General features: G+C 65.5%; 26 protein-coding genes. 13 read left to right on the top strand and 13 right to left on the bottom strand.

Going from position 1 to position 21,418, the window contains the following annotated elements; translation table 11 throughout:
• Positions 1-13 precede the first annotated feature (13 nt).
• The 3 genes from flgK to F3H87_RS15290 are packed head-to-tail and all read left to right on the top strand — an operon-like array spanning position 14 to position 3,564.
• Positions 14-1,453, top strand: a complete 1,440-nt coding sequence (gene flgK / locus F3H87_RS15280) for a flagellar hook-associated protein FlgK (RefSeq protein ID WP_149787308.1) — start codon at positions 14-16, stop codon at positions 1,451-1,453.
• A 3-nt stretch (positions 1,454-1,456) separates the two neighbouring features.
• On the top strand, positions 1,457-2,464 hold the full coding sequence (locus F3H87_RS15285; protein ID WP_149787307.1) for a flagellin: 1,008 nt from the start codon (positions 1,457-1,459) through the stop codon (positions 2,462-2,464).
• Positions 2,464-3,564, top strand: coding sequence for a flagellar basal body P-ring protein FlgI (locus F3H87_RS15290; RefSeq protein WP_149787306.1), 1,101 nt, complete (start codon positions 2,464-2,466; stop codon positions 3,562-3,564). The genes F3H87_RS15285 and F3H87_RS15290 overlap by 1 nt, the downstream gene beginning before the upstream one ends.
• A 171-nt stretch (positions 3,565-3,735) precedes the next feature.
• On the opposite strand, the gene fliP is transcribed toward F3H87_RS15290, so the two are convergent.
• Genes fliP through fliF form a run of 4 tightly spaced genes read right to left on the bottom strand, consistent with a single transcriptional unit; the run spans position 3,736 to position 6,941 of the window.
• Positions 3,736-4,473 (bottom strand): flagellar type III secretion system pore protein FliP, encoded by a 738-nt coding sequence (gene fliP / locus F3H87_RS15295; protein ID WP_223228083.1) that lies wholly within the window; start codon positions 4,471-4,473, stop codon positions 3,736-3,738.
• The gene (locus tag F3H87_RS15300; protein WP_149787305.1) at positions 4,470-4,763 is read right to left on the bottom strand and encodes a FliM/FliN family flagellar motor switch protein; all 294 of its coding nucleotides are present in this window, start codon (positions 4,761-4,763) and stop codon (positions 4,470-4,472) included. The genes fliP and F3H87_RS15300 overlap by 4 nt, the downstream gene beginning before the upstream one ends.
• Entirely contained in the window at positions 4,756-5,346 is a 591-nt protein-coding gene (locus tag F3H87_RS15305; RefSeq protein WP_149787304.1) for a FliH/SctL family protein, read from the bottom strand. Before F3H87_RS15305 ends, F3H87_RS15300 begins: the two co-directional genes overlap by 8 nt.
• Positions 5,343-6,941 carry a flagellar basal-body MS-ring/collar protein FliF gene (gene fliF / locus F3H87_RS15310; protein WP_149787303.1) on the bottom strand — a complete coding sequence of 533 codons (1,599 nt, stop codon included), beginning with the start codon at positions 6,939-6,941 and terminating at the stop codon, positions 5,343-5,345. Before fliF ends, F3H87_RS15305 begins: the two co-directional genes overlap by 4 nt.
• A 129-nt stretch (positions 6,942-7,070) precedes the next feature.
• On the opposite strand from fliF, the gene F3H87_RS15315 reads away from it, so the two are divergent.
• The 10 genes from F3H87_RS15315 (at position 7,071) to F3H87_RS15360 (ending at position 16,831) form a co-directional block, all read left to right on the top strand.
• The gene (locus tag F3H87_RS15315) at positions 7,071-7,607 is read left to right on the top strand and encodes a flagellar basal body-associated FliL family protein (protein ID WP_149787302.1); all 537 of its coding nucleotides are present in this window, start codon (positions 7,071-7,073) and stop codon (positions 7,605-7,607) included.
• 12 nt (positions 7,608-7,619) lie between these two features.
• Complete coding sequence (locus F3H87_RS15320; protein WP_149787301.1) at positions 7,620-7,976, top strand: DUF6468 domain-containing protein; 357 nt, start codon at positions 7,620-7,622, stop codon at positions 7,974-7,976.
• On the top strand, positions 7,973-8,557 hold the full coding sequence (locus F3H87_RS15325; RefSeq protein ID WP_149787300.1) for a MotE family protein: 585 nt from the start codon (positions 7,973-7,975) through the stop codon (positions 8,555-8,557). The genes F3H87_RS15320 and F3H87_RS15325 overlap by 4 nt, the downstream gene beginning before the upstream one ends.
• A 71-nt stretch (positions 8,558-8,628) precedes the next feature.
• Positions 8,629-9,498 carry a flagellar motor stator protein MotA gene (motA, locus tag F3H87_RS15330; protein ID WP_149787299.1) on the top strand — a complete coding sequence of 290 codons (870 nt, stop codon included), beginning with the start codon at positions 8,629-8,631 and terminating at the stop codon, positions 9,496-9,498.
• A 248-nt stretch (positions 9,499-9,746) separates the two neighbouring features.
• The gene (locus F3H87_RS15335) at positions 9,747-11,699 is read left to right on the top strand and encodes a hypothetical protein (RefSeq protein WP_149787298.1); all 1,953 of its coding nucleotides are present in this window, start codon (positions 9,747-9,749) and stop codon (positions 11,697-11,699) included.
• 150 nt (positions 11,700-11,849) lie between these two features.
• A complete protein-coding gene (locus F3H87_RS15340) occupies positions 11,850-12,527 on the top strand; it encodes a transglycosylase SLT domain-containing protein (RefSeq protein ID WP_149787297.1) in 678 nt (225 codons plus the stop codon).
• A complete protein-coding gene (gene flhA / locus F3H87_RS15345) occupies positions 12,527-14,605 on the top strand; it encodes a flagellar biosynthesis protein FlhA (protein WP_149787296.1) in 2,079 nt (692 codons plus the stop codon). Before F3H87_RS15340 ends, flhA begins: the two co-directional genes overlap by 1 nt.
• Positions 14,602-15,375: a flagellar biosynthetic protein FliR gene (locus tag F3H87_RS15350; protein ID WP_149787295.1), complete on the top strand. Its 774-nt coding sequence runs from the start codon at positions 14,602-14,604 to the stop codon at positions 15,373-15,375. Before flhA ends, F3H87_RS15350 begins: the two co-directional genes overlap by 4 nt.
• Complete coding sequence (locus F3H87_RS15355; protein WP_149787294.1) at positions 15,372-16,454, top strand: EscU/YscU/HrcU family type III secretion system export apparatus switch protein; 1,083 nt, start codon at positions 15,372-15,374, stop codon at positions 16,452-16,454. Before F3H87_RS15350 ends, F3H87_RS15355 begins: the two co-directional genes overlap by 4 nt.
• On the top strand, positions 16,451-16,831 hold the full coding sequence (locus F3H87_RS15360) for a hypothetical protein (RefSeq protein WP_149787293.1): 381 nt from the start codon (positions 16,451-16,453) through the stop codon (positions 16,829-16,831). Before F3H87_RS15355 ends, F3H87_RS15360 begins: the two co-directional genes overlap by 4 nt.
• Positions 16,832-16,838: 7 nt before the next feature.
• Here the strand turns inward: F3H87_RS15360 and F3H87_RS15365 are convergent, their stop codons facing one another.
• Genes F3H87_RS15365 through F3H87_RS15405 form a run of 9 tightly spaced genes read right to left on the bottom strand, consistent with a single transcriptional unit; the run spans position 16,839 to position 21,390 of the window.
• Positions 16,839-17,324: a flagellar basal body-associated FliL family protein gene (locus F3H87_RS15365; RefSeq protein ID WP_149787292.1), complete on the bottom strand. Its 486-nt coding sequence runs from the start codon at positions 17,322-17,324 to the stop codon at positions 16,839-16,841.
• A gap of 15 nt (positions 17,325-17,339) precedes the next feature.
• Entirely contained in the window at positions 17,340-18,071 is a 732-nt protein-coding gene (gene flgH / locus F3H87_RS15370) for a flagellar basal body L-ring protein FlgH (RefSeq protein WP_149787291.1), read from the bottom strand.
• Positions 18,068-18,487 carry a flagellar basal body P-ring formation chaperone FlgA gene (gene flgA / locus F3H87_RS15375; RefSeq protein ID WP_149787290.1) on the bottom strand — a complete coding sequence of 140 codons (420 nt, stop codon included), beginning with the start codon at positions 18,485-18,487 and terminating at the stop codon, positions 18,068-18,070. Before flgA ends, flgH begins: the two co-directional genes overlap by 4 nt.
• On the bottom strand, positions 18,487-19,272 hold the full coding sequence (gene flgG / locus F3H87_RS15380) for a flagellar basal-body rod protein FlgG (RefSeq protein ID WP_149787289.1): 786 nt from the start codon (positions 19,270-19,272) through the stop codon (positions 18,487-18,489). The genes flgA and flgG overlap by 1 nt, the downstream gene beginning before the upstream one ends.
• Before the next feature lie 15 nt (positions 19,273-19,287).
• Entirely contained in the window at positions 19,288-20,001 is a 714-nt protein-coding gene (locus F3H87_RS15385) for a flagellar hook-basal body complex protein (RefSeq protein WP_149787288.1), read from the bottom strand.
• Between the two features lie 18 nt (positions 20,002-20,019).
• Entirely contained in the window at positions 20,020-20,286 is a 267-nt protein-coding gene (locus tag F3H87_RS15390; protein WP_149787287.1) for a flagellar biosynthetic protein FliQ, read from the bottom strand.
• 3 nt (positions 20,287-20,289) lie between these two features.
• Entirely contained in the window at positions 20,290-20,574 is a 285-nt protein-coding gene (fliE, locus tag F3H87_RS15395) for a flagellar hook-basal body complex protein FliE (RefSeq protein ID WP_149787286.1), read from the bottom strand.
• A 27-nt stretch (positions 20,575-20,601) separates the two neighbouring features.
• The gene (flgC, locus tag F3H87_RS15400) at positions 20,602-20,991 is read right to left on the bottom strand and encodes a flagellar basal body rod protein FlgC (RefSeq protein ID WP_149787285.1); all 390 of its coding nucleotides are present in this window, start codon (positions 20,989-20,991) and stop codon (positions 20,602-20,604) included.
• A gap of 12 nt (positions 20,992-21,003) precedes the next feature.
• Positions 21,004-21,390 (bottom strand): FlgB family protein, encoded by a 387-nt coding sequence (locus tag F3H87_RS15405; protein WP_149787284.1) that lies wholly within the window; start codon positions 21,388-21,390, stop codon positions 21,004-21,006.
• Between the last annotated feature and the right edge of the window lie 28 nt (positions 21,391-21,418).

Consider the following 21,418-nt stretch of genomic DNA (forward strand, 5'->3'; position numbering starts at 1 on the left):
AAAGGCTGAGTCCATGAGCATTTCCGGCGCGCTGTCCAACGCCCTTTCCGGCCTGACCGCATCGTCCCGCGCGGCCGAGGTCGTCGCATCCAACATCTCGAACGCAACGACCGAAGGTTATGCGCCGCGCGATCTGGAGCTGGCCGCGCGCGTCCTGGGCGGCGTGTCGGTGACGGGCATCATCCGCCATGTCGACCCCGCCCTGACAGCCGACAGGCGTCTGGCCGATGCCAGCCATGCCGAGGCCGAAATGCGCGGTGCCTATCTGTCACGCGTGGCGGATATGGCCGGCATGCCCGGCGCGCCCGGTGCGCTGGGCACGCTCTTGTCAGAGTTCGACGCCGCCCTTGTGACGGCGGCCAGCCAGCCGAATGTGACCGCCCGGCTGGATGTCGCGGTGATCCGGGCGGATGCCGTGGTGGAAAAGCTGACCACCATGTCGGACGGTTTGCAGGCCATGCGGCAGGAGGCCGATCGCGGTGTCGCGGAGGCGGTATCGCGGCTCAACACGCTTTTGACCGACCTTGAGGGTATCAACACCCGCCTTGTCGGTGCGCGTGGACAGGAAGGCGCGGCGTTGCAGGATCAGCGCGACCGGATGATCGACGAGATCAGCACCATCGTGCCGGTGCGGGTGGTGCCGCGCGACAATAACGGGCTGGCGCTCTATACATCGCATGGCGCCGTGCTGTTCGAGGGGCAGGCAGCGCGGATCGGTTTCACGCCCACGCCGACGATCATGCCGCATATGACCGCCGGATCGGGCCTGTTGTCGGGCCTGACCATCAACGGCAATCCGCTGGCGACCGATCCGCCGGGTGGTGCGTTGCGCGGCGGTACGCTGGGTGCGCTCTTCGCCATGCGCGACGGGGCGCTGGTTGACGCGCAGGCGCAACTGGATGGTGTGGCGCGTGACCTGGCCGAACGGTTCCAGGGCATGGCGGTCGACCCGACACTGGGCGCGGCCGCCGCGGGCCTTTTCACCGATGCAGGTGCCGCGGTGCTGGCCACGAACGAGGTGGGCCTGGCGGGCCGGTTGCAGTTGAACCCCGCTGTCGACCCGGTTGCGGGCGGCGAAAGCTGGCGTATGCGCGACGGTCTGGCCGCCACGGCGCCGGGTGCCAGCGGCAACGGGGCGCTGCTGACCGCGATGAGCGCGGCGCTGGGCGAAACGCGGATGCCGGGCTCGGCCGCGTTGCCGGCGGTTTCCCAGTCTCTGCACAGCCGCGTTGCCGATTACCAATCCAACGCCGCGGTCTTGCGCAACGAGGCCGAGCGCCGCCAGGGATTCGTCACCGCGCAGCGGGACGCCCTGCGGGTGGCCGAAAAGGAAGGCGGCGTCGACAGCGATGCCGAACTGCAGAAACTGATGCTGATCGAACAGAGCTACGCCGCGAATGCGCGCGTGATCGAGACGGTGGGCAAGCTGATCGACACCCTGATGAGGATCTGAGCCATGACCGTTACCACACTGGGCGACCTGACCACGCATGTCATGTTGCTGAGGCACAACACGCGATTGCGCACCGAGATGCAGCGCCTGAGCGTGGAACTGGCCAGCGGTCAGGTGGCCGACCCCGCCCGCCACCTTGGCGGCGATTTCACGGCGCTGGCCGATATCGAACACCGCATGACGGCCAACGCCGCCTATCGGCAAGCGACGGCCGATGCGAAGACGGCAACGGACGCGATGCAGCATGTGCTGGGTAGCTTGCAGGATGTAACGCAGGATCTGGCCGGGACGCTGGTTACCGTTTCGGAAACCGGATTGGGCGAGAGCGGACAGATTGCATCGGGCAAGGCGCGTGCGGTTTTCGATCAGGCCGTTGCCCTGCTGAATACCCGCGTTGCCGGGCGCAGCCTGTTCGCCGGAGAGGAGGTGACAGCCCCCGCGCTGGCGGATCCCGATGCGATCCTTGCGGGTTTGCGCAGCGCGACCGCGGGCCTGACCGATCCCGACGACATCACGACCGCCGTCGATGGGTGGTTCGACCTGCCGGGCGGCGGGTTCGGCACGATCGCCTATACAGGTACCGCAGATGCCGCGCCCGCGTTCCGTGTCGCCGAGGGCGAAAGTGCCAGACTTGATCTGCGCGCCGATCATGCCGCGTTGCGGGCCAGCCTGAAACCCATCGCGCTTGCCCTTCTGGCCGGGGATCAGGCCGCCGGGCTGGATCAGGCGGCGCGTGACGGGCTTTACCGTGCCGCCGGTACCGCGCTTTATGCCGCGCAGGACGGGCTCGGTGCGCTGCAGGCGGATCTGGGCGTCACGCAGGCGCGGCTTGAGGAAACGGCGGTTCGCAACGCCTCGGAGAAACTGGCGCTGGAACAGGCGCGGGCGGGGCTTTTGTCGGTTGACCCATACGAGACGGCAACGCGGCTGGAGCAGGTCCAGTTCAACCTGGAAAGCCTGTATACCGTGACGGTGCGCCTGTCGCGGCTGTCCCTGACGGAGTACATGTGATGCGCCTTGCCCTTGTGGCGGTTCTGGCCGCCGCGTTGCCCGGTCATGCCGGCGCCAATCCCGTTCGGATCAAGGACCTTGTGGAATTTGACGGGGTACGGGGCAACGACCTGGTCGGATATGGCCTGGTCGTCGGGCTGAACGGCACGGGCGACGGGATTCGCAACGCGCCCTTCACCGAAGAGATAATGACCAACATACTCGAACGGCTTGGTATCAACGTCAGCGGTGAGCAGTTCCGCCCAAAGAACGTGGCTGCGGTTTTCGTGACCGCGACCTTGCCGGCCTTTGCCCGCGCCGGTGGCCGCATAGATGTGACGGTGTCGGCGATCGGTGATGCCAAAAGCCTGATGGGCGGGACGTTGATCATGACACCGCTGAATGCTGCAGACGGGCAGATCTATGCCGTCGCGCAGGGCACGGTGATCGCAGGCGGCGCCGTGGCCGGGGGCGACGGGGCCGAGGTGATACAGGGTGTTCCGACGGCGGGTATGATCCCCGCCGGTGCTTTTGTCGAACGTGAGACAGAGTTCGATTTCTCCGATCTACGCTCCATGCGTCTTGCCTTGAGAGAGCCGGATTTTACCACGGCCGCGCGTATCGAGACGCGGATCAACGCAAGCTTCGGTCGCGAGGTGGCGGTGATGCTGGATGCGGGCACGGTCGAGCTGGATATCGGGGCGACGCGGGCGCGATCGCCCGCCCATGCCATCGGCCGGATCGAGAACCTTCCGGTCGAGCCGGAACGCCGCGCCCGCGTGGTCGTCGATCAGCGGTCGGGCACCATCGTGATGGGCGAGGACGTGCGGATTTCGCGCGTGGCGGTGTCGCAGGGCAACCTGACCCTGCGCATCCAGGAAACTCCGCTGGTCGTGCAGCCGAACCCGTTTTCAGGGGGCGAGACCGTCATCGTTCCGCGCACCGAGGCCGAGATCGAGGAAGAGCCGGGCATCGGGCTGGCCGAACTGCCTGAAGGCACCTCCCTGTCCGAGGTGGTGGCGGGGCTGAATGCACTGGGCGTTTCGCCGCGGGACATGATCGACATTCTCAAAAGCATCAAAGCCGCCGGGGCGCTCCATGCGGATTTCGTCGTGCGTTGAGCGGTATGCTTTCGCCCGACGCCTGTGGCGGAGAGGCGTGCCTTTCAGTCTCTGATATTGCGGAAAGGCTGTTTTTGAGCTGGAGCTAAAGTAGCTCCGGCCCGCCGGTGTTCAGGTGTTTTCCGGGTCTGCCTGAAGGGTGCACCGCGGACCCGGCCGGGGCAGGGGCGTTCAGAGGTAGCCGCGCACCAGCGCGCCCGCGATAAGTGACCATCCGTCGGCGATCACGAAAAATGCCAGCTTGAACGGTAGCGAAACGATGACAGGTGGCACCATCATCATGCCCATCGACATCAGCACGGCGGAAACCACGAGGTCAATGATGAGAAATGGCAGAAAGATCAGGAATCCGATCTGGAACGCGCGGGCGATCTCGGACAGCAGAAAGCCGGGAACGAGAACCGAAAGCGGCGCATCCATATCCGGGGCGACCGGCCCGATATCGGGGCGCAGTGCAGCCAGGGTTTCGAAGGTTTCGGCATCGGTCCGGGCCGACATGAAGGTGCGAAACGGCTCTAACGTTGCGGAAAACGCGGTTTCAAGGTCAAGCGTGCCGGTCATGAACGGGTTAATCCCGCGATCCCAGGCTTCGCGGAATACCGGGTCCATCACGAAATAGGTCAGAAACAGCGCAAGTGTCACGATCAGCATGTTCGGCGGGGACTGTTGCAGCCCGATCGCCTGACGCAGGATCGACAGAACCGTGACGATGAAGGGAAAGCAGGTGATCATCACAGCAAGCCCCGGAACCAGGGACAGCAACGTGACAAGGGCAAAAAGCTGGATGGTGCGGGTCGTCAGCTGCTCACCGTTCGAGAAGGTGACTGACAGATCCTGCGCCCAGAGCGGCGACGCGAAAACCAGTGCGACAAGCAGGACAGTGCCGGCGGCGGCCATCCGCGGCGTCATTCCAACCCGTCCGCGAAATTGCTGATCTCGGTCAGGCGCACGGCGAGCTGCCCGGGCACATCGCCTTGCAGTTCCTCGAGATGGCCCCGAGCGATCAGGCGATCGCCGACGTAAAGTTCGACCGGGTCGTCGACGCGGCGATCGAGAGTCAGAACCGAGTTTTCGCCCATCTGGAGCAGCTCGCGGATCGGTGGGCGGGCGCGGCCCACGGAAATTGTGATCTCGATCGGAACCGACGAGAACGCATTGCCCGGCTCCGCTTGTCCGGTGCTGCCGTCCGTATCAGCCATGCTTTCTGTCCTCCTGCGCTGTTTCAAGGAATGCCGATACCCGTTGGCGGATGTCCTCCAGCGTCTGATCCAGGTCGATCATGCGCTCGCGGTCACCGAGGCGGAGAAATGCCTGCCCTTCGCCCAGCGTGCCGTCGGGTTGCACCGAGACGGACAGGCCGGATTCTTCCGGCAGGAGGGAGGCCACGCGGCCGGCCTGCGACGGAGCGACCGAAAGCACGATCGGCCCGCCGCCGATCTCGCGCGCGAGGCCGGTCAGTTCCTCGACGATTCGCGGTGTGAGCGCGTCAGCGGCCATCGTGGGCAGGAACGTATTCAGCAGCGCGTCGAACAGGGGGTCGAGGTTGTGCAGCAGCGCCGCCTGCACCTCGTGATAGGTAAAGGACAGGTCCTGCAGGTTGCGGGCCAGTTCGGCGCCGATATGCGATTGCTCTTGCGAATGCGCTTTCGTCGCGTCGTCCCACCCGGCCTGATAGCCACGCTCGAACGCGTTGAGCCTATGATCCTCGAGCGCCTGGCCGGACAGGACAAGCGGGCCGGTGTCGAAATCGCCGAAATCCTCAAGCAGGTTGTGCAGGCTCATCGGGCGGGCTCCTCTTCTTCGAGCCAGGTGCGCAGGATCTCGACGGTTTCATCCTGCCTTTCGCCGATCAGGGCGCGCAGACGCTGGACCGCGTCGGCCTGTGCCGTTCCATCGCCTTGGGCCAGCGTGGCCGGTGTCGGGCGGGCGGCGGGCAGGAAGTTCCCGTCGGCATCGGCGATTTCGCCGGTCAGGGCGTCGCCGGACGATGTGGGGTGTGCCGGTGCGGGCGGCGGCAGGGAGGCGGGCTGCGCCGCGGCCCCGCCGACCAGAACGGGGCGGATGACGAACAGGCCGAGAAGAAGCGCCACCAGCGCCAGAACCGCCATCTGGATCAGTGACATGGTATCGAGTGCCAGCCGGTCGAACAGTCCGGGCACGACCGCTGTTCCCATCGGTTCGACCGGTTCGAATATCATGGATTTCAGGGTGATGACATCGCCGCGTGCCTCGTCGAATCCGACAGCCGAGGCCACGAGATCGCGCAGGGCGGCAAGTTCGTCGTCGGGCCGCGGGGCAATCGTTTCGGTGCCGTCCCCCGAGTTTGCGGCGGTGCCGTTGACGAGAACCGCGACGGTCAGGCGCCTGATCGCCCCGGCGGCGCGCTGAATCTCGCGCTCGGTCCCGGACACCTCGTAATTCACGCGTTCGCGCACCCGGCTGTTCTGGCTGTCGCTGGACTCACCGCCCCCTGCCTCACCATCGGGCAGGTTCGACGCCACGGTCACTTCACCGCCCCCGGCGTTCCGGGAGCTGTCGCTGCTTTCCTCGGTCTCGGTGCTGATGGCGACGCGCCCGTTCGGATCGAATGTCCGTTCGCGGATCGATTCGCTTTCGGTGACAGTTTCCAGCGTGACCTCGACCACGGCATTGCCCTGGCCCACGCGCGCTTCGAGCAGCCGTTGGACCTTGTCCCGCAACGCAATGCTGCGATCCTCGGCGGTGTTCGACGGCGCCTCGCCTTCGGCGCCGGCGACGATCGCCCCGGTACCGTCGATGACGGTCACATCATCGGGCTGCAATCCTGCCACGGCCGACGCCACCAGGTAACGCAGCGCCCGCGCCTGCGATGGTGGCAAGGGCCCGCCGGAGGCCGTGACGGCCACCGAGGCCGACGGGCGCAGGTCGCGGCGGAACGGGTTGCCGTCGGTGTTGGCGATATGCACGCGGGCCGAGGTGATGCCGGGCCCGGCGACGATCGTGCGCGCAAGCTCACCCTCCTTCGCGCGCCAATAGGCGGCGTCGAACATCTGCGAGGTCGTGCCAAAGCCCGAAAGCCCATCGAGCAGTTCGTACCCGCGCGCATTGTTGGCCGGCATCCCTTCGCTGGCCAGCGTCATGCGCAGCGCATCGCGCCGGGCCGATTCGACGAAGATCGCGCCGCCGCGCACCTCGTAGGTGACGCCGCGCTGTTCGAGCGCGCGCACCACCTCGCCCGCAGCGCCGTTTTCCAGCCCTGAATACAAGAGCGCCAGGCTGGGTGTGGCCGCCAGCCTTGCAAGCGCGGTAACGGTGGCGAGCATGGCCACTGTCGCAAGCACGACGATGACCTTGCGGCGGGTTTCAAGCGCGTTCCAGATATTCAGAACCTGCTGCACGACGGACCTCCGGTTAACAGGGCGTTCTGCCCCTGTTCCCGTCGATCTATGGCGTACCTGGCTTAACAATCGGTTAGTTCCTGCACGGCTATGCAGACCGGGTAATGCAATTCATGCGCAGGTGACGAGATGACCGACGCAACCGCGGCCCCGGACACGCCCAAACCGTCGAAACTTCCTTTGATTCTGGGGGTTACCCTTGCCCTTCTGGGCGGTGGCGGGGGGTTCTATGCGGTATATTCGGGGATGATTCTCGGGGGCGAATCGCACTTGCCCGTGACGGCGGATGCGCATGAACATGGCGGGCATGGCGAGGGTGATGCCGGGCATGACAGCGAGCTTGCTATCGCGCCCGCGCCGCTTGGGGATGTGGTTTTCGTTCCGCTTGATCCGCTGGTCATCTCGCTGGCGCCGACGTCGCATAGCAGGCACCTGAAGTTCCGGGCACAGCTTGAGGTCGTGACAGGTGCCGAGGCCGAGGTGCAGGCGCTGTCGCCGCGTGTGATCGACGTTCTGAACAGTTACCTGCGCGCGATCGAGCCCGCCGATCTGGAGAATCCGGCGATTCTTGCCCGCCTGCGGGCCCAGATGCTGCGCCGCGTGCAGGTGGTGGCCGGGGCCGACCGCGTGCGCGATCTGCTGATCATGGAATTTGTGCTGAACTGAGCGAGGGGTGTCATGGAACTGATTGCCGATATTCTGCTGGTCGCCGGTGCGCTGGGCGCCGGTTTCTATTGCTTCGTTCTGGCGCGGCGGCTGAGCCGGTTCAACGACCTTGAAAACGGTGTGGGTGGGGCGGTTGCGGTTTTGTCGGCGCAGGTGGATGACCTGACCAGAACACTGGCGGCGGCGCAGCAGACGGCAGGCGAGTCGACGCAATCGCTGAACGGGCTGACCGAACGTGCCGAAGGCGTGGCCAAGCGGCTGGAACTGCTGGTCGCGTCGATGCACGATCTGCCCGACAGCCCGCCGGAGGATGTGCAGGAGCCGATGTTCGTGCGCCATGGTCGCGGGGACGGGGAGACGTGGCAATGAGGGCGCGGCGACCCGGCCGCGGCACCCTGGCGATCATCGCGGGGTTCCTGATCGCGTCGGCCGGTCTGCGGCTGGCCCCGGGTGCCGGCGCGGCGTTGGCCCGGGCCGGGGAGGATACCCCTGCGGTCGCCGGGCACGTACCGGCCCAGGAGCAGGCGGCTTGTGCGCCACCCAAGGAGATTGCGCCCGTTCTGGATGCGCTGCGGGACCGTGAGGCGCGGCTTGACCGGCAAGAGACGCGCCTGCGCGACAGGCTTCACGCGCTGGCGGTTGCAGAAGAGGAAATCACGTTCAAGACCGGGGAACTACGTGCCGCCGAAGACGCGCTGCGGGCCACGATCGCGTTGGCGGACAGCGCGGCCGAGGACGATATCACGCGGCTCGTGTCGGTATACGAGGCGATGAAGCCCAAGGATGCCGCTGCGCTTTTCGAAACGATGGACCCGGAATTCGCGGCCGGATTCCTCGGGCGGATGCAACCGGCCGCGGCGGCGGGGGTCATGGCCGGGCTCAGCCCCAGGGCTGCCTATTCCGTCAGCGTGATCCTCGCAGGCCGAAACATGTCGGTTCCTACCGAGTGAACAGCCCGCGCTGAGGGTTTCTTAACGCCTGCATGTCACGTTGCGCCTGCAGGCAAGGGCCGGAGGAAATCATGCTGGGTCTGATTGGTATCGTTGTGATCTTTGCAATGGTGTTCGGTGGCTACCTGGCCGCCGGCGGCAAGATCGGGATCATCCTGAAATCGCTGCCGTTCGAGATGATGATGATCGGCGGCGCGGCGGTGGGCGCCTTTCTGATCGGCAACGACATGGGTGCGGTCAAGCATACCGCCAAGGATATCGGAAAGGTTTTCAAGGGACCGCAATGGAAGCCCGCGGATTACCGCGACCTTCTGTGCCTTCTTTTCGAGCTGATCCGCCTTGCAAAATCAAGCCCGGTGGCGATCGAAGAGCATATCGAGGCACCGGCAGATTCTTCTATATTTTCGAAATATCCGAAGATCCTGAAGGACAAGGAGGCGATCAACCTGATCTGCGACACGCTGCGGTCGGCCTCGATGAACTATGACGATCCGCACCAGGTGGAGGAAGTCCTGGAAAAGCGGATCGACGCCAACCTGCATCACGCGCTGCACGGCAGCCACGCGCTGCAAACCGTGGCGGATGGCCTGCCGGCCCTGGGGATCGTCGCGGCGGTTCTGGGCGTGATCAAGACGATGGCGTCGATCGACCAGCCGCCCGAGGTGCTGGGCAAGATGATCGGCGGTGCGCTTGTCGGCACGTTCCTCGGCGTCTTTCTGGCCTACGGTCTGGTTGCGCCATTCGCGGGCAAGGTCAAGGCCGTGGTCGAGGAAGACGCGCATTTCTATCAGTTGATCCGCGAGGTGCTGGTCGCCAACCTGTACGACCATGCGGCCAATATCTGTATCGAGGTCGGGCGGCAAAACACGCCTTCGCACTATCGCCCCGATTTCGACGAGCTGGAAGAGGCGCTCAAGGCGCTCCGGCAGGAGGCGGCATGACACGGTTCCTGGCCTGTCTGCTTCTGATTGCGGGTCTGGCGGCGCCGATGGCGTGGGCGGCGCAGGCCACTGTCCGATCGGGGGACCATGGTGATTTCACGCGGCTTGTGATCCACCTTCCCCGGCCCGGCGAATGGGTGCTCGAAGAACGCCCCGGCGCGGCGGTGTTGCGTATCCCCGAAGGTGTTACCGGGTTCGATCTGTCGGAGGTGTTCACCCGGATCGACCGCAGCCGGATCAGGGATGTGGTGCCCGGCGCGCTGCCGTCCGAGATCGTCGTCGAATTCGCCTGCGATTGCGCGGTTCGGGTCGAGGATCAGGGGGGCGGTATGCTGGTCCTCGACGTTTTCGGGGAGCCGAAGATATCCGAGGTACTCGGCCACCAGGGCCGGGAGTCGAATGCCACTCCCGAACCGGACGTCACGGCCACCGATCTGCCGTTGTTCCTGCCCCATCCGACTGCGCCGCCCGGTGTGCCGGATCGACTGGACGCAAACGTGCAACAGAACGCAGAAATCGGAGAGGCGGTAAAAGCCGCAGAACAGAGGCTGCTGGAGCATCTGGGTCGCGCGGCGGCGCGGGGCGTTTTGCAACCCGCGCAGAGATTGCCGACACGAGACCCGGCCTTGCAACCGGCTGAGCCTGCTTCCGCAGCGAAGCCGGTGGATTCTTCGATTCCATTGGGTGTGCTTACAGGCACAGACGCGGCGATAGACGCACATATGCGCGTGAATGGTGAAGGTCTGAACGACACCACCTGCCTGGATGACGTGGCATTTGCCATCGCCGGTTGGGGGGCAGAGGATTTCAACACGGGCCTCGCAAACTGGCGGTCGCAGCTTTACGGGGAATTCGACAGGCTCCGGCCCGAGGCTGCGCTGGGACTGGCCCGTCACTATCTGCATTACGGTTTCGGGGCCGAGGCGCGCGGCAGCCTTGCCCTGCACGAGGTTTCTCAGCCTGTCCTGACTATCTTGTCGCATATTGTCGATGGCGGGACGGTGGCAGAGGCCGGACCCCTGACCGGGCAGGCCGTTTGCGATGGTGCGGTGGCCCTGTGGGCTGTTCTTGCACTGCCGGACGGGATGGACCGGCAGGACGTGGACGACAAGGCGGTGGTCCGGCATTTTGCGGCCCTTCCCGATCATTTGCGCCAAAGGCTGGGGCCAATGCTGGCGCGGCGTTTGATGGCCCTCGGGTATCGTGATGCGGCGGAAACGGTGCTGCGCCGGCTCGACCTCGCGCGAGAGGAACAGGACGCGGACAGCAAGATGGCGTCGGCGGATATTTCCGCCCGTTCCGGTGCGGTCGACCGAGCGCAGGACAGGCGCAAGGAAGTGGTTGCGAAGAATACCACCCAGTCGCCCGAAGCCTTGGCCGAACTGATCGTGGCCGAGATTGCCGCGGGGCGGCCGATTACGCCGGAGACCGCGGATCTGGCTGCGGCCTTCGCGTTCGAGCACAGGAAATCCGATGCGGCGGACCGGCTGGCCTGGGCCGAGAGCCTGGCGCGCGCCGGTGCCGGGCAGTTCGGGGACGCCTTTGCCGTATTGGAGGCATTGCCCGATGACAATGGCGTCGCGCGCCCTGAAACGATCTATGACCTCTTGCACGACAGGGCATCGGACGAGGTTTTTCTGACGCAGATTTTCCCGCGCCTGGAAACCGCCGCGTCGCTGTCTGCCCGGACGGCCAATCGCCTGGCCGCGCGGCTGGGCACGCTCGGGTTTCATCAGCAGGCGGTGTTGGTCCTGCGTGGTGGTGCGACGGGTTCTGCGGGGCGGGAGAGGCGTCTTTTGCGTGCCGGGAATGCCCTTGCGCGCGGACAGTCGCGTCAGGCCGAAGCTGAAATTCTGGGGCTGTCCGGCAGGGATGTCGATGCGTTGCGGGCGCAGGCGCGCGACATGGCGGGCAATCACGCGGTGGCGGCGCGAATCTATGCCGCGCTCGAGGTGCAGGACAAGGCCGCGCACGCCGCCTTTCTGGCCGAAGACTGGGGGACACTGGCAAATGCGGAAGATCCGGTTCTTGCCGGGATCGCGCGGCTGAAGACCGGGGCTCGCGACCCGGAAACCGGGCCCGAAGGCGTCCTGACGCGAAACCGCACGCTTCTGGATCAAAGTGCCGCCATGCGCGCGATGTTGGACCGACTGCTGTCGTCCTACCCGGTCGAGGGCGTGCTGCAGGACGGACAGGAATAGCTGCCTTGGCAGCACCGGCGGTAACCGAATCGCAACCGGAGGCCCCTAAACCTGGTGGCGCTGGCAGAAAGCGGCGGAGGACGGTGAATGACCGCGCGACATATGAGTTCCGGGATGTACCGAGGCGCCCTTTGGCCACTCCGCGGTGCGATGATCGCAATATGCTGGCTGTTGCTTTGTCGTCTGGCCCTGGCCGATCCCGTTGCGGGGCGCTGTGACGAGGCCGCCAGGATCGCCTCGCAGGAAACCGGCGTTCCCCTCTCTGTGCTGCGCGCGATCACCCGCACCGAAACCGGACGCAGCCGCGCCGGCGCGCTGCAACCCTGGCCCTGGACGGTGAACATGGAGGGCGAAGGCGTCTGGTTCGACACGCCGGACGAGGCCAAGGCCTATGTCTTTCGGCATTTCAAACGCGGCGCGCGCAGCTTCGATGTCGGGTGTTTCCAGATCAATTATCGCTGGCACAGCGGCGGGTTCCGTTCGATCGACGAGATGTTCGATCCGCAGGCCAATGCCCTTTACGCGGCACGGTTTCTTGGGTCGCTCCACGATGAAACCGGCGACTGGACGAAAGCTGCCGGGGCCTATCATTCACGCACGGCTACCCATGCACGTCGCTACGAGGCACGGTTTTCCGAAATCCATGCATCCCTTGGCCCGTCAGAGGCCCCGGCACCCTTGCAGCGTCCCGCCGGACATGAGGGACGGCGAGGAAATGCCTTTCCTCTCTTGCGGGCGGGCGCGCCGGCGCGGCTGGGGTCACTTGTGCCGCAGGATGCGCATATCGGGCGGTCCTTTCTGCCTCTCGTTAGCGAGGAGCGGGGTTGATGTCGCACCGCGCGTTGTTCCAGCCCACCGTGTTGCTTGCGCTTGCGCTGATGGCGGTGATCGTGATGATGATCCTGCCGATGCCGGCCTGGGTCCTCGATATCGGGCTGGCGGTGTCCTTCGCGCTGGCGATCCTGATCTTTACCGTTACGCTGTTCGTCGAGAGGCCGCTGGATTTCTCGGCCTTTCCGACGATCCTGCTGGCGTCGCTGATGCTTCGGCTGTCGCTCAACGTGTCGTCCACCAAGTTGATCATCGGCCAGGGGCATACCGGCACCCGCGCCGCCGGGGGTGTGATCGAGGGCTTCGCCAGTTTCGTCATGGGCGGTAGCCTGTTCCTGGGCCTCGTGGTGTTCGGGGTTCTGCTGATCGTGAATTTCATGGTCATCACCAAGGGGGCCGGGCGGATGGCCGAGGTTGGCGCGCGTTTCGCGCTGGACGGGATGCCGGGCAAGCAGCTGGCGATCGACAGCGACCTGTCCGCCGGGGCGATCGACCATGCCGAAGCCCGTGCCAGGCGCGAGAAGGAACAGCAGGAGACGACCTTTTTCGGCTCGCTCGACGGTGCTTCGAAATTCGTCAAGGGCGACGCGCTGGCGGGGCTTCTGATCACGTTGCTGAACCTTGTGATGGGGCTTGTCATGGGGCTGGTGGTGCATGATCTGCCGGTTGCCACCGCCTTCGAAACCTATGCGATCCTGACTGTCGGTGACGGGCTTGTGACGCAGATCCCGGCCGTGATCATTTCCATCGCCGCCGCCCTGTTGCTTGCGCGCGGGGGGACGGTGGGGGCCACCGACACGGCGCTTGCCACGCAACTCGGCCGGCATCCTGCGGCGCTTGCCACGGTTGCGCTTTTGATGGCGCTTTTCGCGCTTGTGCCCGGCCTGCCATTCGTGCCGTTCGTCCTGGGGGCGGCCGGGCTGGGCGCGGCGGCATTTGCCGTGTATCGCCGCGGCCCGGGGGACCCACAGGACAGGCCCGACAAGACGGAAGACACCGCCCCGCGTCCGCAGCCGCTGGGCGATGTGCTGGACCTTGACGACATCCATGTCGAATTTGCGCCCGACCTTGTGACCATGGTGCTGGACACGGGTACCGGGCTTGACGTGCGGATCGCGAACATGCGGATGCATGTGGCCAAGTCCTTTGGCCTGATCCTGCCCGAGATCCGGCTGACGGATGACGCCGCCTTGCCGCCTGGCACCTACGTGATCCGCATCCAGGGGGTCGAGCAGGTACGCGCGCGGCTGTTTCCCGACCGGGTGCTGGCGCTGGTGCCCGAGGGCAAGACCGGCCTGCCACCCGGCGAAGACGTGGCCGAACCCGTCTATGGCGCACCGGCGCGCTGGATCGAGGATGCGGCGCGCGAGAACCTGGCGCTGGCGGGCGTGACGATCGTGACCGCGGCCGAGGTTCTGGCAACCCACCTTCTGGAAACGATCAAGCGGAATTTCCCGCGCCTGCTGACGCTCAAGGCGTTGCGCCGCCTGCTGGACGAGATGGTGAACCTGTCCGACCCCGCCCGCGCGGATGCCAACCGCAAGCTGCTGGACGAGATGATACCGGACCGCGTGCCGCTGGACCTTTTGCACCGGGTCGCGCGGCTGCTGCTGGAAGAGCAGGTGTCGATCCGCAACCTGCCCCTTATCCTCGAGGCAACGGCCGAGGCGCGCGCGGCCGGCCTCTCGGCGCCGGACGCGATTTGCGAACATGTGCGTCAGCGGCTGGGGTTCCAGCTCGTTTCCGGGTTGAAGCGCGCGGACGGTTCCCTGCCGCTGATCCAGCTTGCGCCGGAATGGGAGGACAGGTTCGCCGCCTACCAGATCGAGAGCGAGCGCGGCGCGCTGGATATCGCCCTGCCGCCCGAGCTGTTCACCAGGCTTGCCGATGGCGCCGCCGCGAATGTGTCGGACGCGGGTGAGAGGGGGGTGTTCCCCGTCATCGTCACCTCGGCCCGGCGCCGCCGTTTCTTGCGCACGGTTCTGTCGGCAAAGGGGCTGTCGACACCCGTCTTGTCCTTCGAAGAAATTGGCGTTGACGCCCGGCCGGCGCTTATCGGGACGGTGGCCGCATGATCGAGCAGGCGGCGGGTTTGCTGGGCCTGTCGCTGGCAGTCCTGTGGCACGGTTTCGTTGTTTTCCTGCGAGTCGGTGCGCTTGTCGCGTTGCTGCCGGCATTTGGCGAAACATCGGTTCCGGTGCGGGTCAGGCTTGGTCTGGCACTGGTCTTTGCCGTGCCGGTTGCAGCGTCGGTCCCACCGTTCGGCACGGCACCTACGCTGCCGGACCTGGCCTGGCTGGTTCTGACCGAGACGCTGGCGGGGCTTCTTCTCGGGCTGTCGCTGAGGCTTTTCGTGCTCGGCCTCTCCACCGCCGGGGCCATCGCGGCACAATCCACGTCGCTGGCGCAGATCTTCGCGGGCGCGGGTGCCGATCCGCAGCCGGCCATTGCCCATGTCCTTGTGGTTGCCGGTCTGGCGCTGGCCATGATGACGGGCCTGCATGTCAAGGCGGTCAGCTTCGTGATCCTGTCCTACGAGCTTTTCCCGCCCGCCCGTCTGCCGGACGCATCGGTGGTTGCGGCATGGGGCTCGGGGCTGGTGTCGCGGGTGTTTGCGCTGGCCTTTACCCTGGCTGCGCCCTTCGTGATAGCGTCGGTCCTTTACAATCTGACGCTCGGGGCGATCAACCGCGCGATGCCGCAGCTGATGGTGGCCTTTGTCGGCGCGCCGGTCATCACCTTTGGCGGGCTTGCGTTGCTGATGATCCTGTCGCCGCTGATCCTGCAGGTCTGGCTGGCGGCGATTGACGCGTTTCTTGCGGCGCCGCAAGGACCTACCCGATGAGCGCCGGGCAGGAGGAGGGCGACAAGACACATGACCCGACGCCCCGAAAGCTGGAAGAGGCGCGCAAGAAGGGCGAGGTCGCAAGATCGCAGGATCTTTCGGTGGCCGCAGCTTATGGCGGGCTGCTGCTGTCCTTTCTGGTCGCGGGGGTGCAGGGGGTTGACCGGCTCGGCACCGTTTTCGCCAGCCTGACCGGCGGTGCCGATGGCTGGCGAGCGGTCTTTTTCGGCGGTGCCTCGGCCGCGCCTGCAATTTCACTGATCGGCCGGGTTGCCGGGGCAGTGGCCCCGTGGTTCGCGATTCCGGCGGCCCTGGTCCTGCTGGCCATCGTCGCGCAGCGTGCCCTGGTGGTAGCGCCGTCAAAACTTGCGCCGAAACTCAACCGAATATCCCCGGTCTCGAACGCGAAGAACAAGTTTGGACGGGGCGGGTTGTTCGAGTTTGCCAAGAGCTTTGTCAAACTGGTGATCTATTCGGTCGTGCTATTCCTGTTTCTCCGCGCCCGGATCGAGGAGATGTCGGCCAGCGTCCAGACCAGCCCGGCCATCGCCGCGTCGTTGCTGGCCAGGCTGAGCCTTGAATTTCTTTTCGTCGTCCTGCTGGTGGCGCTGGGCATCGGTGCGGTCGACTATCTTTGGCAACGGCACGAGCATCTGCGCAAGAACCGCATGTCGCACCAGGAATTGCGCGATGAACACAAGGAGGCCGAGGGCGATCCGCATATGAAGCAGAACCGCCGGCGGAAGGCACAGGAAATCGCGTCGCGCCGGATGATGGAGGCGGTGCCGGGCGCGGATGTGGTGATCGTCAACCCCACCCATTATGCCGTGGCCCTGAAATGGAGCCGTGCGCCTGGCACGGCGCCGGAATGCGTGGCCAAGGGTGTGGACGAGATCGCCCGCCGCATCCGCGAGATTGCGGCGGAGAACGGTGTTGCCATCCATTCCGATCCGCCGTCCGCGCGGGCGCTTTTCGCCAGCGTGGACATCGGACAGGAAATCGCGCCCGAACATTACCGCGCGGTCGCGGCCGCGATCCGGTTTGCCGATACGCTGCGGCAGAAGGTATGGCGCGGATGAGTGGGCGTCACGCGGATCTGGCCCGGCTGACCGGCATGGTCTATCGCCTGCGCCAGTCGGAAATGCAGGCCCTGCGCGCCGAGGAACAGAAATTGCGCGCGGCACTTGCCGAGATGGACGAGAGCCGCCGTGCCTCGGCCCGGACGAATCACGACAGGCCTGAGCGCAGGGCCAGCGGCGCGGATGTGGCATGGCAGGCGTGGCTCGATGCGCGCCAGCGCACGCTCAACATGGAGCTGGCGCGGCTTCTGGCCCGCAAGGAGCCGGTCGAACACCGGCTCAGGCAGGCGTTCGGACGCGATCGCGCCGCGCGGGAGCTGGAAAAACGGGCCGGGAAAACGGCCCGTGCCCGGCACAGCGGGCAGGAATGGCAATAGGGGTGGATCACACGTCCTGGCGGGCGATGTCGGTGATCAGAACATCCGTCACGTCATGACCCATCACGCCCTGCGCGGCATCGAGCAGCGCGCCGCGCAGGGTGCCCATGTTCCCGGCGGTGGTAAAGGTGCCGCGGAAACCGCCGACATTGGCGTGATCGAACAGCACTTGCAGGAAGATGTCCCGCAGCTTTGGCTCGCGCGAAAAAACCTCTTCGCGCTTGCCGGGATTTGCCTCGAGGCTGATCGACAGCACCACCATCGACGCGACCCGGTCGTGATCGACGATGGGGATCACGAACTGGTTGTTGAGCTTGATGTATTCCGGCAGGTCCGGGGTGTCATGACCATCGTGATCGTCGCGGGCGATCTCGACCGGCGCGCATTCGGGCAACGCCGCTTTCGCAGCCGGGTCCGGGCGCAGCAGCAGCCCGGCGCCAATGCCACCGCCGATCCCGATCAGGATCAGAAGGATGGGAAGGATCTTTCGCATCTGTGGCACCCCGGTTCAGAATGGCAGGATCGCGTCCAGAACCTGCTGGCCATAGCGTGGTTGCTGCATGTCGGAAATCTGCCCGCGCCCGCCATAGGACACCCGGGCCGAGGCGATCTTGTCATAGGTCACCTCGTTCTGGCGCGAGATGTCTTCGGGCCGGACATAGCCGCTGACCAGAAGCTCGCGCATCTCGAAGTTAACGCGCACCTCCTGGCTGCCTGAGATCGACAGCACACCGTTCGGCAGAACGTCGGTGATCGTGGCGGCGACGCGCAACGTCAGCTTTTCGTTGCGCCGGACCGAGCCCGTGCCCGAGCTTGACGAGGACGATTTGACCGACACTGCGTCCGCCATCGTGGCCCCGTCGGGCAGACGCCGGTCGAGCCGTTGCGGGATACCCAGAAGGCCGGGCAGGCCAAGGTTTTCCGATCCGTCGCGGGCCCGCTCGGAGCTGTTGGATATCTCGGCCTCGTCGTCGATCTCGATCACCACGGTCAGGATGTCGCCCCGCCGCATTGCCCGCCGGTCGCCCAGCAGCGATTGCCGCCCGGACCGCCACAGCGATGCCTGGTCGACGGGCCGCAGGATCTCTTGCCGCATCGGCAGGCCGGGGTTGAACATGGCGTGATGCGCATCGGTTTGGTGGATCGGGGTGAAATCGGGCGCCTTGCCGATATGCCCCGTGCGCCCGCAGGCGGCGGTGATGGCGAGGAAGGTCAGAAAAACGAGTGATTTCAGGGTCATTTCGTACCTTCGACCAGGATTGAGCCATCGGGCTGCACCGTGCCCGTCACCGGGTTGCGTGACCCGAGGTTGAGAACGCGGACCGTTTCGCCCGCGCCTGCACGGTCAAGGGCGCGGGCCTCGGTTTCGATGCGCAGGATGGCCGAGGCGTAGATCAGCGGCACCACCTGGTTGCGTTCCACGATGGCGGGCGGGCCCACATCGCCGGGGCGCAGGGGGCGGCCGGCATAGATCGTGACGCGGGTTTCCTGCCCGATCACGAGCGCCGGATCGGTCAGGCCGGTATCGGGCCCGGCGCGCAGGGTCAGGTCGCCGGGCGAAACGATGGTCTGGGCGCGCAGGGTGCGGGTGGCTACCAGCATGTCGGCATGTGCCGGCAGCGCGGCAAGGCAGGGAAGCAGCCAGAGCCAGCGCATCACCGCACCTGCGCGGTTGCGCCCAGCATCTGATCGGCTGCCGAAATCACCTTGGAATTCAGTTCATAGCCGCGCTGCGCCTCGATCAGTTCGGTGATTTCGCGCACCGGATCGACCGAACTGTCTTCGAGATAGCCCTGCCTGAGCGTGCCCAGCCCGTCCTCGCCCGGGGTGGAGACAAGCGCGGGGCCGGAGGCTTCGGTCTCGGTAAAGAGGTTCGAGCCGATTGCCTCGAGCCCTTTGGGATTGGTGAAACCCACCAGGCTGAATTGCCCCAGAAGCTGTGCCTCGGTTGCAAGATCGAAATAGGCATAGACCTCGCCATCGGCATTGATCGAGATTGATTTCGCATCCTCGGGGATGACGATCTCGGGCTGCACCGGGAAGCCGTCGGATGTCACGATCAGCCCGTCGCCGGTGCGTTTCAGGCCACCGTCGCGGGTATAGGCGGCCTGCCCCGAGGGCAACGTGACCTCGAGATATCCCTGGCCGTCGATGGCGATATCGAGATCGCCGCCGGTATTGCTGAGCGATCCCTGCGCGATGTTCACCGACACCGCGGCGGGCCGCACGCCAAGACCAAGCTGCACGCCGGTGGGCAGAACGGTGCCGTCCGAAGCGTTCACCGTGCCGGCGCGCGCAACCTGCTGGTAATGCAGGTCGGCAAACTCGGCGCGGCGCGCGTTGTAGCCGGTGGTGGACATGTTGGCGAGGTTGTTCGAAATGGTTTCAACCCGCATCTGCTGGGCTGACATGCCGGTGGCGGCGATTTTCAAGGCGCGCATGGGGTGCTCCTGTGATCAGCGGATGAATGTCTTGACGGCGTTGCGAATGCGCTCGTCCTCGGCTTCGAGGAATTTCTGGCCCAGTTCATAGGCGCGCTGAACCTCGATCATGCGGGCGACCTGGCCCAGCGGATCGACATTCGATCCTTCGAGAAACCCCTGAAGGATGCGGGCCTGTTCGACGGGCTCGGTGCCGGTTTCGGCGCGGAACATCACCCCATCCTCGCGGATCAGGTCCAGCGGGTCGGCGGGACGGAACAGGCCGATCTGCCCGAGCGGCCGGCCATTGCTGCTGATCGTGCCGTCGGCTGCGATGGCGACATCCCCGGCATCGGGCGGCACGAATATCGGCGCCCCGCCCGCGTCGAGCACGCGGAACCCGTCATTCGTTACCAGTTCCCCCTGGGCATTCGGAGTGAAGCTGCCGTTGCGTGTCAGACGCTCGCCGCCGGGTGTTTCGATCAGAAAAAAGCCATCACCCTCGATCGCCAGGTCAAAGCGTCCGTTTGTTTGCGCCAGTGCCCCCTGCAGCATCGAGGTGTTGCGCACATTCGCCGTGGCCATCGACAGAGATGGGCCGGGGCCAGTGGCTTTCACATGCTCGGCAAAAATCAGACCTTCTTGCCGAAAACCGGTCGTTGCCATGTTCGCAATGTTGTTCGCCACCACCCGCATTTCGCGCATCAGCCCCGATTGACGGGTCAGCGTGGTATAGCCTGCATTGTCCATGTTCTGCCCCTTGCCGCGTTAGCCACCGATCATCAGCGGCACCAGCGTGTCCTGAAAAAAACTGACCAGCGTCTGCGTCATGAATCCCATCGACATCCAGTAGACGATGACGATCGCGCCCAGCTTGGGCACGAAGGTCAGCGTCATTTCCTGGATCGAGGTCAGCGCCTGGAACAGGCCGACCACAAGGCCTGCGACCAGCGCGACCGACAGGATCGGCACCGAGGTGATGACCGCGACCCACAGCCCCTGACGGAGCGTGTCATAGAAAACGCCCTGGTCCATCGGTCAGACCGGCATCCGCAGGATTTCCTGATAGGCCTCGACCATCTTGTCGCGCACGGTCACCGCGGCCTCGACCGCGAGTTCGGTCTGGGCAAGGACCTGTACCAGCGCATGCGGGTCGGCATCGCCGGTCATCGCGGCCTGTGCCGTCGCCTCGGCCTGTTGCAGCGTCGCGGTGAAATCGCGGGCGATGTTCAGCGCCGCAGTGCCGCCCGTGCCCGGTTGCGGTTCGGTTGCGGGGCGGGCGGCGGCATAGCTGTGCCCGGCGAGGGCGGAAACTGTCGGCATGGTTTCTTCCTTTCTTTTCAGCCGGTTTTACCGGCGCAACAGGTCCATCAGGGCCGATGACATCTGTCTTGTCTGGTCGAACATCTTGAGGTTTGCCTCGTAACTGCGTTGCGCTTCGCGCGCGTCGGCGATCTCGATCACCAGATCGACGTTGGAGCCGAGGTAGTGGCCGGTTTCGTCGGCCAGCGGATGCGCCGGGTCATAGACCCGCTCCAGATCGCTGCGGTCGAGTTTCACCCGGCCGGGTTTCACCGCGCTGGCACCGTTCCGGCCAGCCTCGATTTCGAACGGGATGGTCTTGCGGCGGTATCCCGGCGTGTCGGCATTTGCGATGTTTTCGGATACGTGGCGCAGGCGCTGGGCCTGGGCGGTCAGGCCGCTTGCCGACACTGAAAGGGATTTTGAAAAGTCGCTCATGTTTGCCCTCCTTTACCGGCGGCCGATGGCGCTGCGCAGGATGGTGAGAGAGCTTTTGTAAATGGCGAGCGCCCGGTCATGCTGCCGCCTGGTATCCACCGCGTGCAGCATCTCCTGCTCCAGCGTGACATTGTTGCCGTTGGGATTGGTCGTCCCCCCCTCGCGCGGGATCACGGTGAGGGGCGTCTGCGGTCCGGCGGTGCCATTCAGGTGATCCGCCCGCGTGGCGCGCAGGCCGGTCTGTCCGGTCTGAACCATCTCGGCAAACGGGCGCAGATCCTGCGCCTTGTAGCCGGGCGTATCCGCGTGGGCGATGTTTCGCGCGATGACGGCCTGACGCGCGCCGGCATGGGCGGCCATGGAATGCGCAAGGCGAAAAATCTGCAGGTTGGCAAACATCCGGGCTTCTCCCTCGGTGACTACACCG

It is taken from the genome of Lutimaribacter pacificus (assembly GCF_900142185.1).
GTDB classification, from domain to species: domain Bacteria; phylum Pseudomonadota; class Alphaproteobacteria; order Rhodobacterales; family Rhodobacteraceae; genus Lutimaribacter; species Lutimaribacter pacificus.

Bases quoted from the DNA above. Each gene is read 5' to 3' on its own strand.
- F3H87_RS15355 (WP_149787294.1), top strand. From the start codon at position 15,372: ATGAGCGCCGGGCAGGAGGAGGGCGACAAGACACATGACCCGACGCCC.
- F3H87_RS15385 (WP_149787288.1), bottom strand. From the start codon at position 20,001: ATGGACAATGCAGGCTATACCACGCTGACCCGTCAATCGGGGCTGATG.
- fliE (WP_149787286.1), bottom strand. From the start codon at position 20,574: ATGCCGACAGTTTCCGCCCTCGCCGGGCACAGCTATGCCGCCGCCCGC.
- F3H87_RS15365 (WP_149787292.1), bottom strand. From the start codon at position 17,324: ATGCGAAAGATCCTTCCCATCCTTCTGATCCTGATCGGGATCGGCGGT.
- flgH (WP_149787291.1), bottom strand. From the start codon at position 18,071: ATGACCCTGAAATCACTCGTTTTTCTGACCTTCCTCGCCATCACCGCC.
- F3H87_RS15350 (WP_149787295.1), top strand. From the start codon at position 14,602: ATGATCGAGCAGGCGGCGGGTTTGCTGGGCCTGTCGCTGGCAGTCCTG.
- F3H87_RS15315 (WP_149787302.1), top strand. From the start codon at position 7,071: ATGACCGACGCAACCGCGGCCCCGGACACGCCCAAACCGTCGAAACTT.
- F3H87_RS15305 (WP_149787304.1), bottom strand. From the start codon at position 5,346: ATGAGCCTGCACAACCTGCTTGAGGATTTCGGCGATTTCGACACCGGC.
- flhA (WP_149787296.1), top strand. From the start codon at position 12,527: ATGTCGCACCGCGCGTTGTTCCAGCCCACCGTGTTGCTTGCGCTTGCG.
- flgK (WP_149787308.1), top strand. From the start codon at position 14: ATGAGCATTTCCGGCGCGCTGTCCAACGCCCTTTCCGGCCTGACCGCA.
- F3H87_RS15340 (WP_149787297.1), top strand. From the start codon at position 11,850: ATGATCGCAATATGCTGGCTGTTGCTTTGTCGTCTGGCCCTGGCCGAT.
- flgC (WP_149787285.1), bottom strand. From the start codon at position 20,991: ATGAGCGACTTTTCAAAATCCCTTTCAGTGTCGGCAAGCGGCCTGACC.
- F3H87_RS15290 (WP_149787306.1), top strand. From the start codon at position 2,464: ATGCGCCTTGCCCTTGTGGCGGTTCTGGCCGCCGCGTTGCCCGGTCAT.
- F3H87_RS15360 (WP_149787293.1), top strand. From the start codon at position 16,451: ATGAGTGGGCGTCACGCGGATCTGGCCCGGCTGACCGGCATGGTCTAT.
- F3H87_RS15390 (WP_149787287.1), bottom strand. From the start codon at position 20,286: ATGGACCAGGGCGTTTTCTATGACACGCTCCGTCAGGGGCTGTGGGTC.
- F3H87_RS15405 (WP_149787284.1), bottom strand. From the start codon at position 21,390: ATGTTTGCCAACCTGCAGATTTTTCGCCTTGCGCATTCCATGGCCGCC.
- flgA (WP_149787290.1), bottom strand. From the start codon at position 18,487: ATGCGCTGGCTCTGGCTGCTTCCCTGCCTTGCCGCGCTGCCGGCACAT.
- F3H87_RS15320 (WP_149787301.1), top strand. From the start codon at position 7,620: ATGGAACTGATTGCCGATATTCTGCTGGTCGCCGGTGCGCTGGGCGCC.
- F3H87_RS15285 (WP_149787307.1), top strand. From the start codon at position 1,457: ATGACCGTTACCACACTGGGCGACCTGACCACGCATGTCATGTTGCTG.
- F3H87_RS15325 (WP_149787300.1), top strand. From the start codon at position 7,973: ATGAGGGCGCGGCGACCCGGCCGCGGCACCCTGGCGATCATCGCGGGG.
- motA (WP_149787299.1), top strand. From the start codon at position 8,629: ATGCTGGGTCTGATTGGTATCGTTGTGATCTTTGCAATGGTGTTCGGT.
- fliP (WP_223228083.1), bottom strand. From the start codon at position 4,473: ATGACGCCGCGGATGGCCGCCGCCGGCACTGTCCTGCTTGTCGCACTG.
- F3H87_RS15300 (WP_149787305.1), bottom strand. From the start codon at position 4,763: ATGGCTGATACGGACGGCAGCACCGGACAAGCGGAGCCGGGCAATGCG.
- flgG (WP_149787289.1), bottom strand. From the start codon at position 19,272: ATGCGCGCCTTGAAAATCGCCGCCACCGGCATGTCAGCCCAGCAGATG.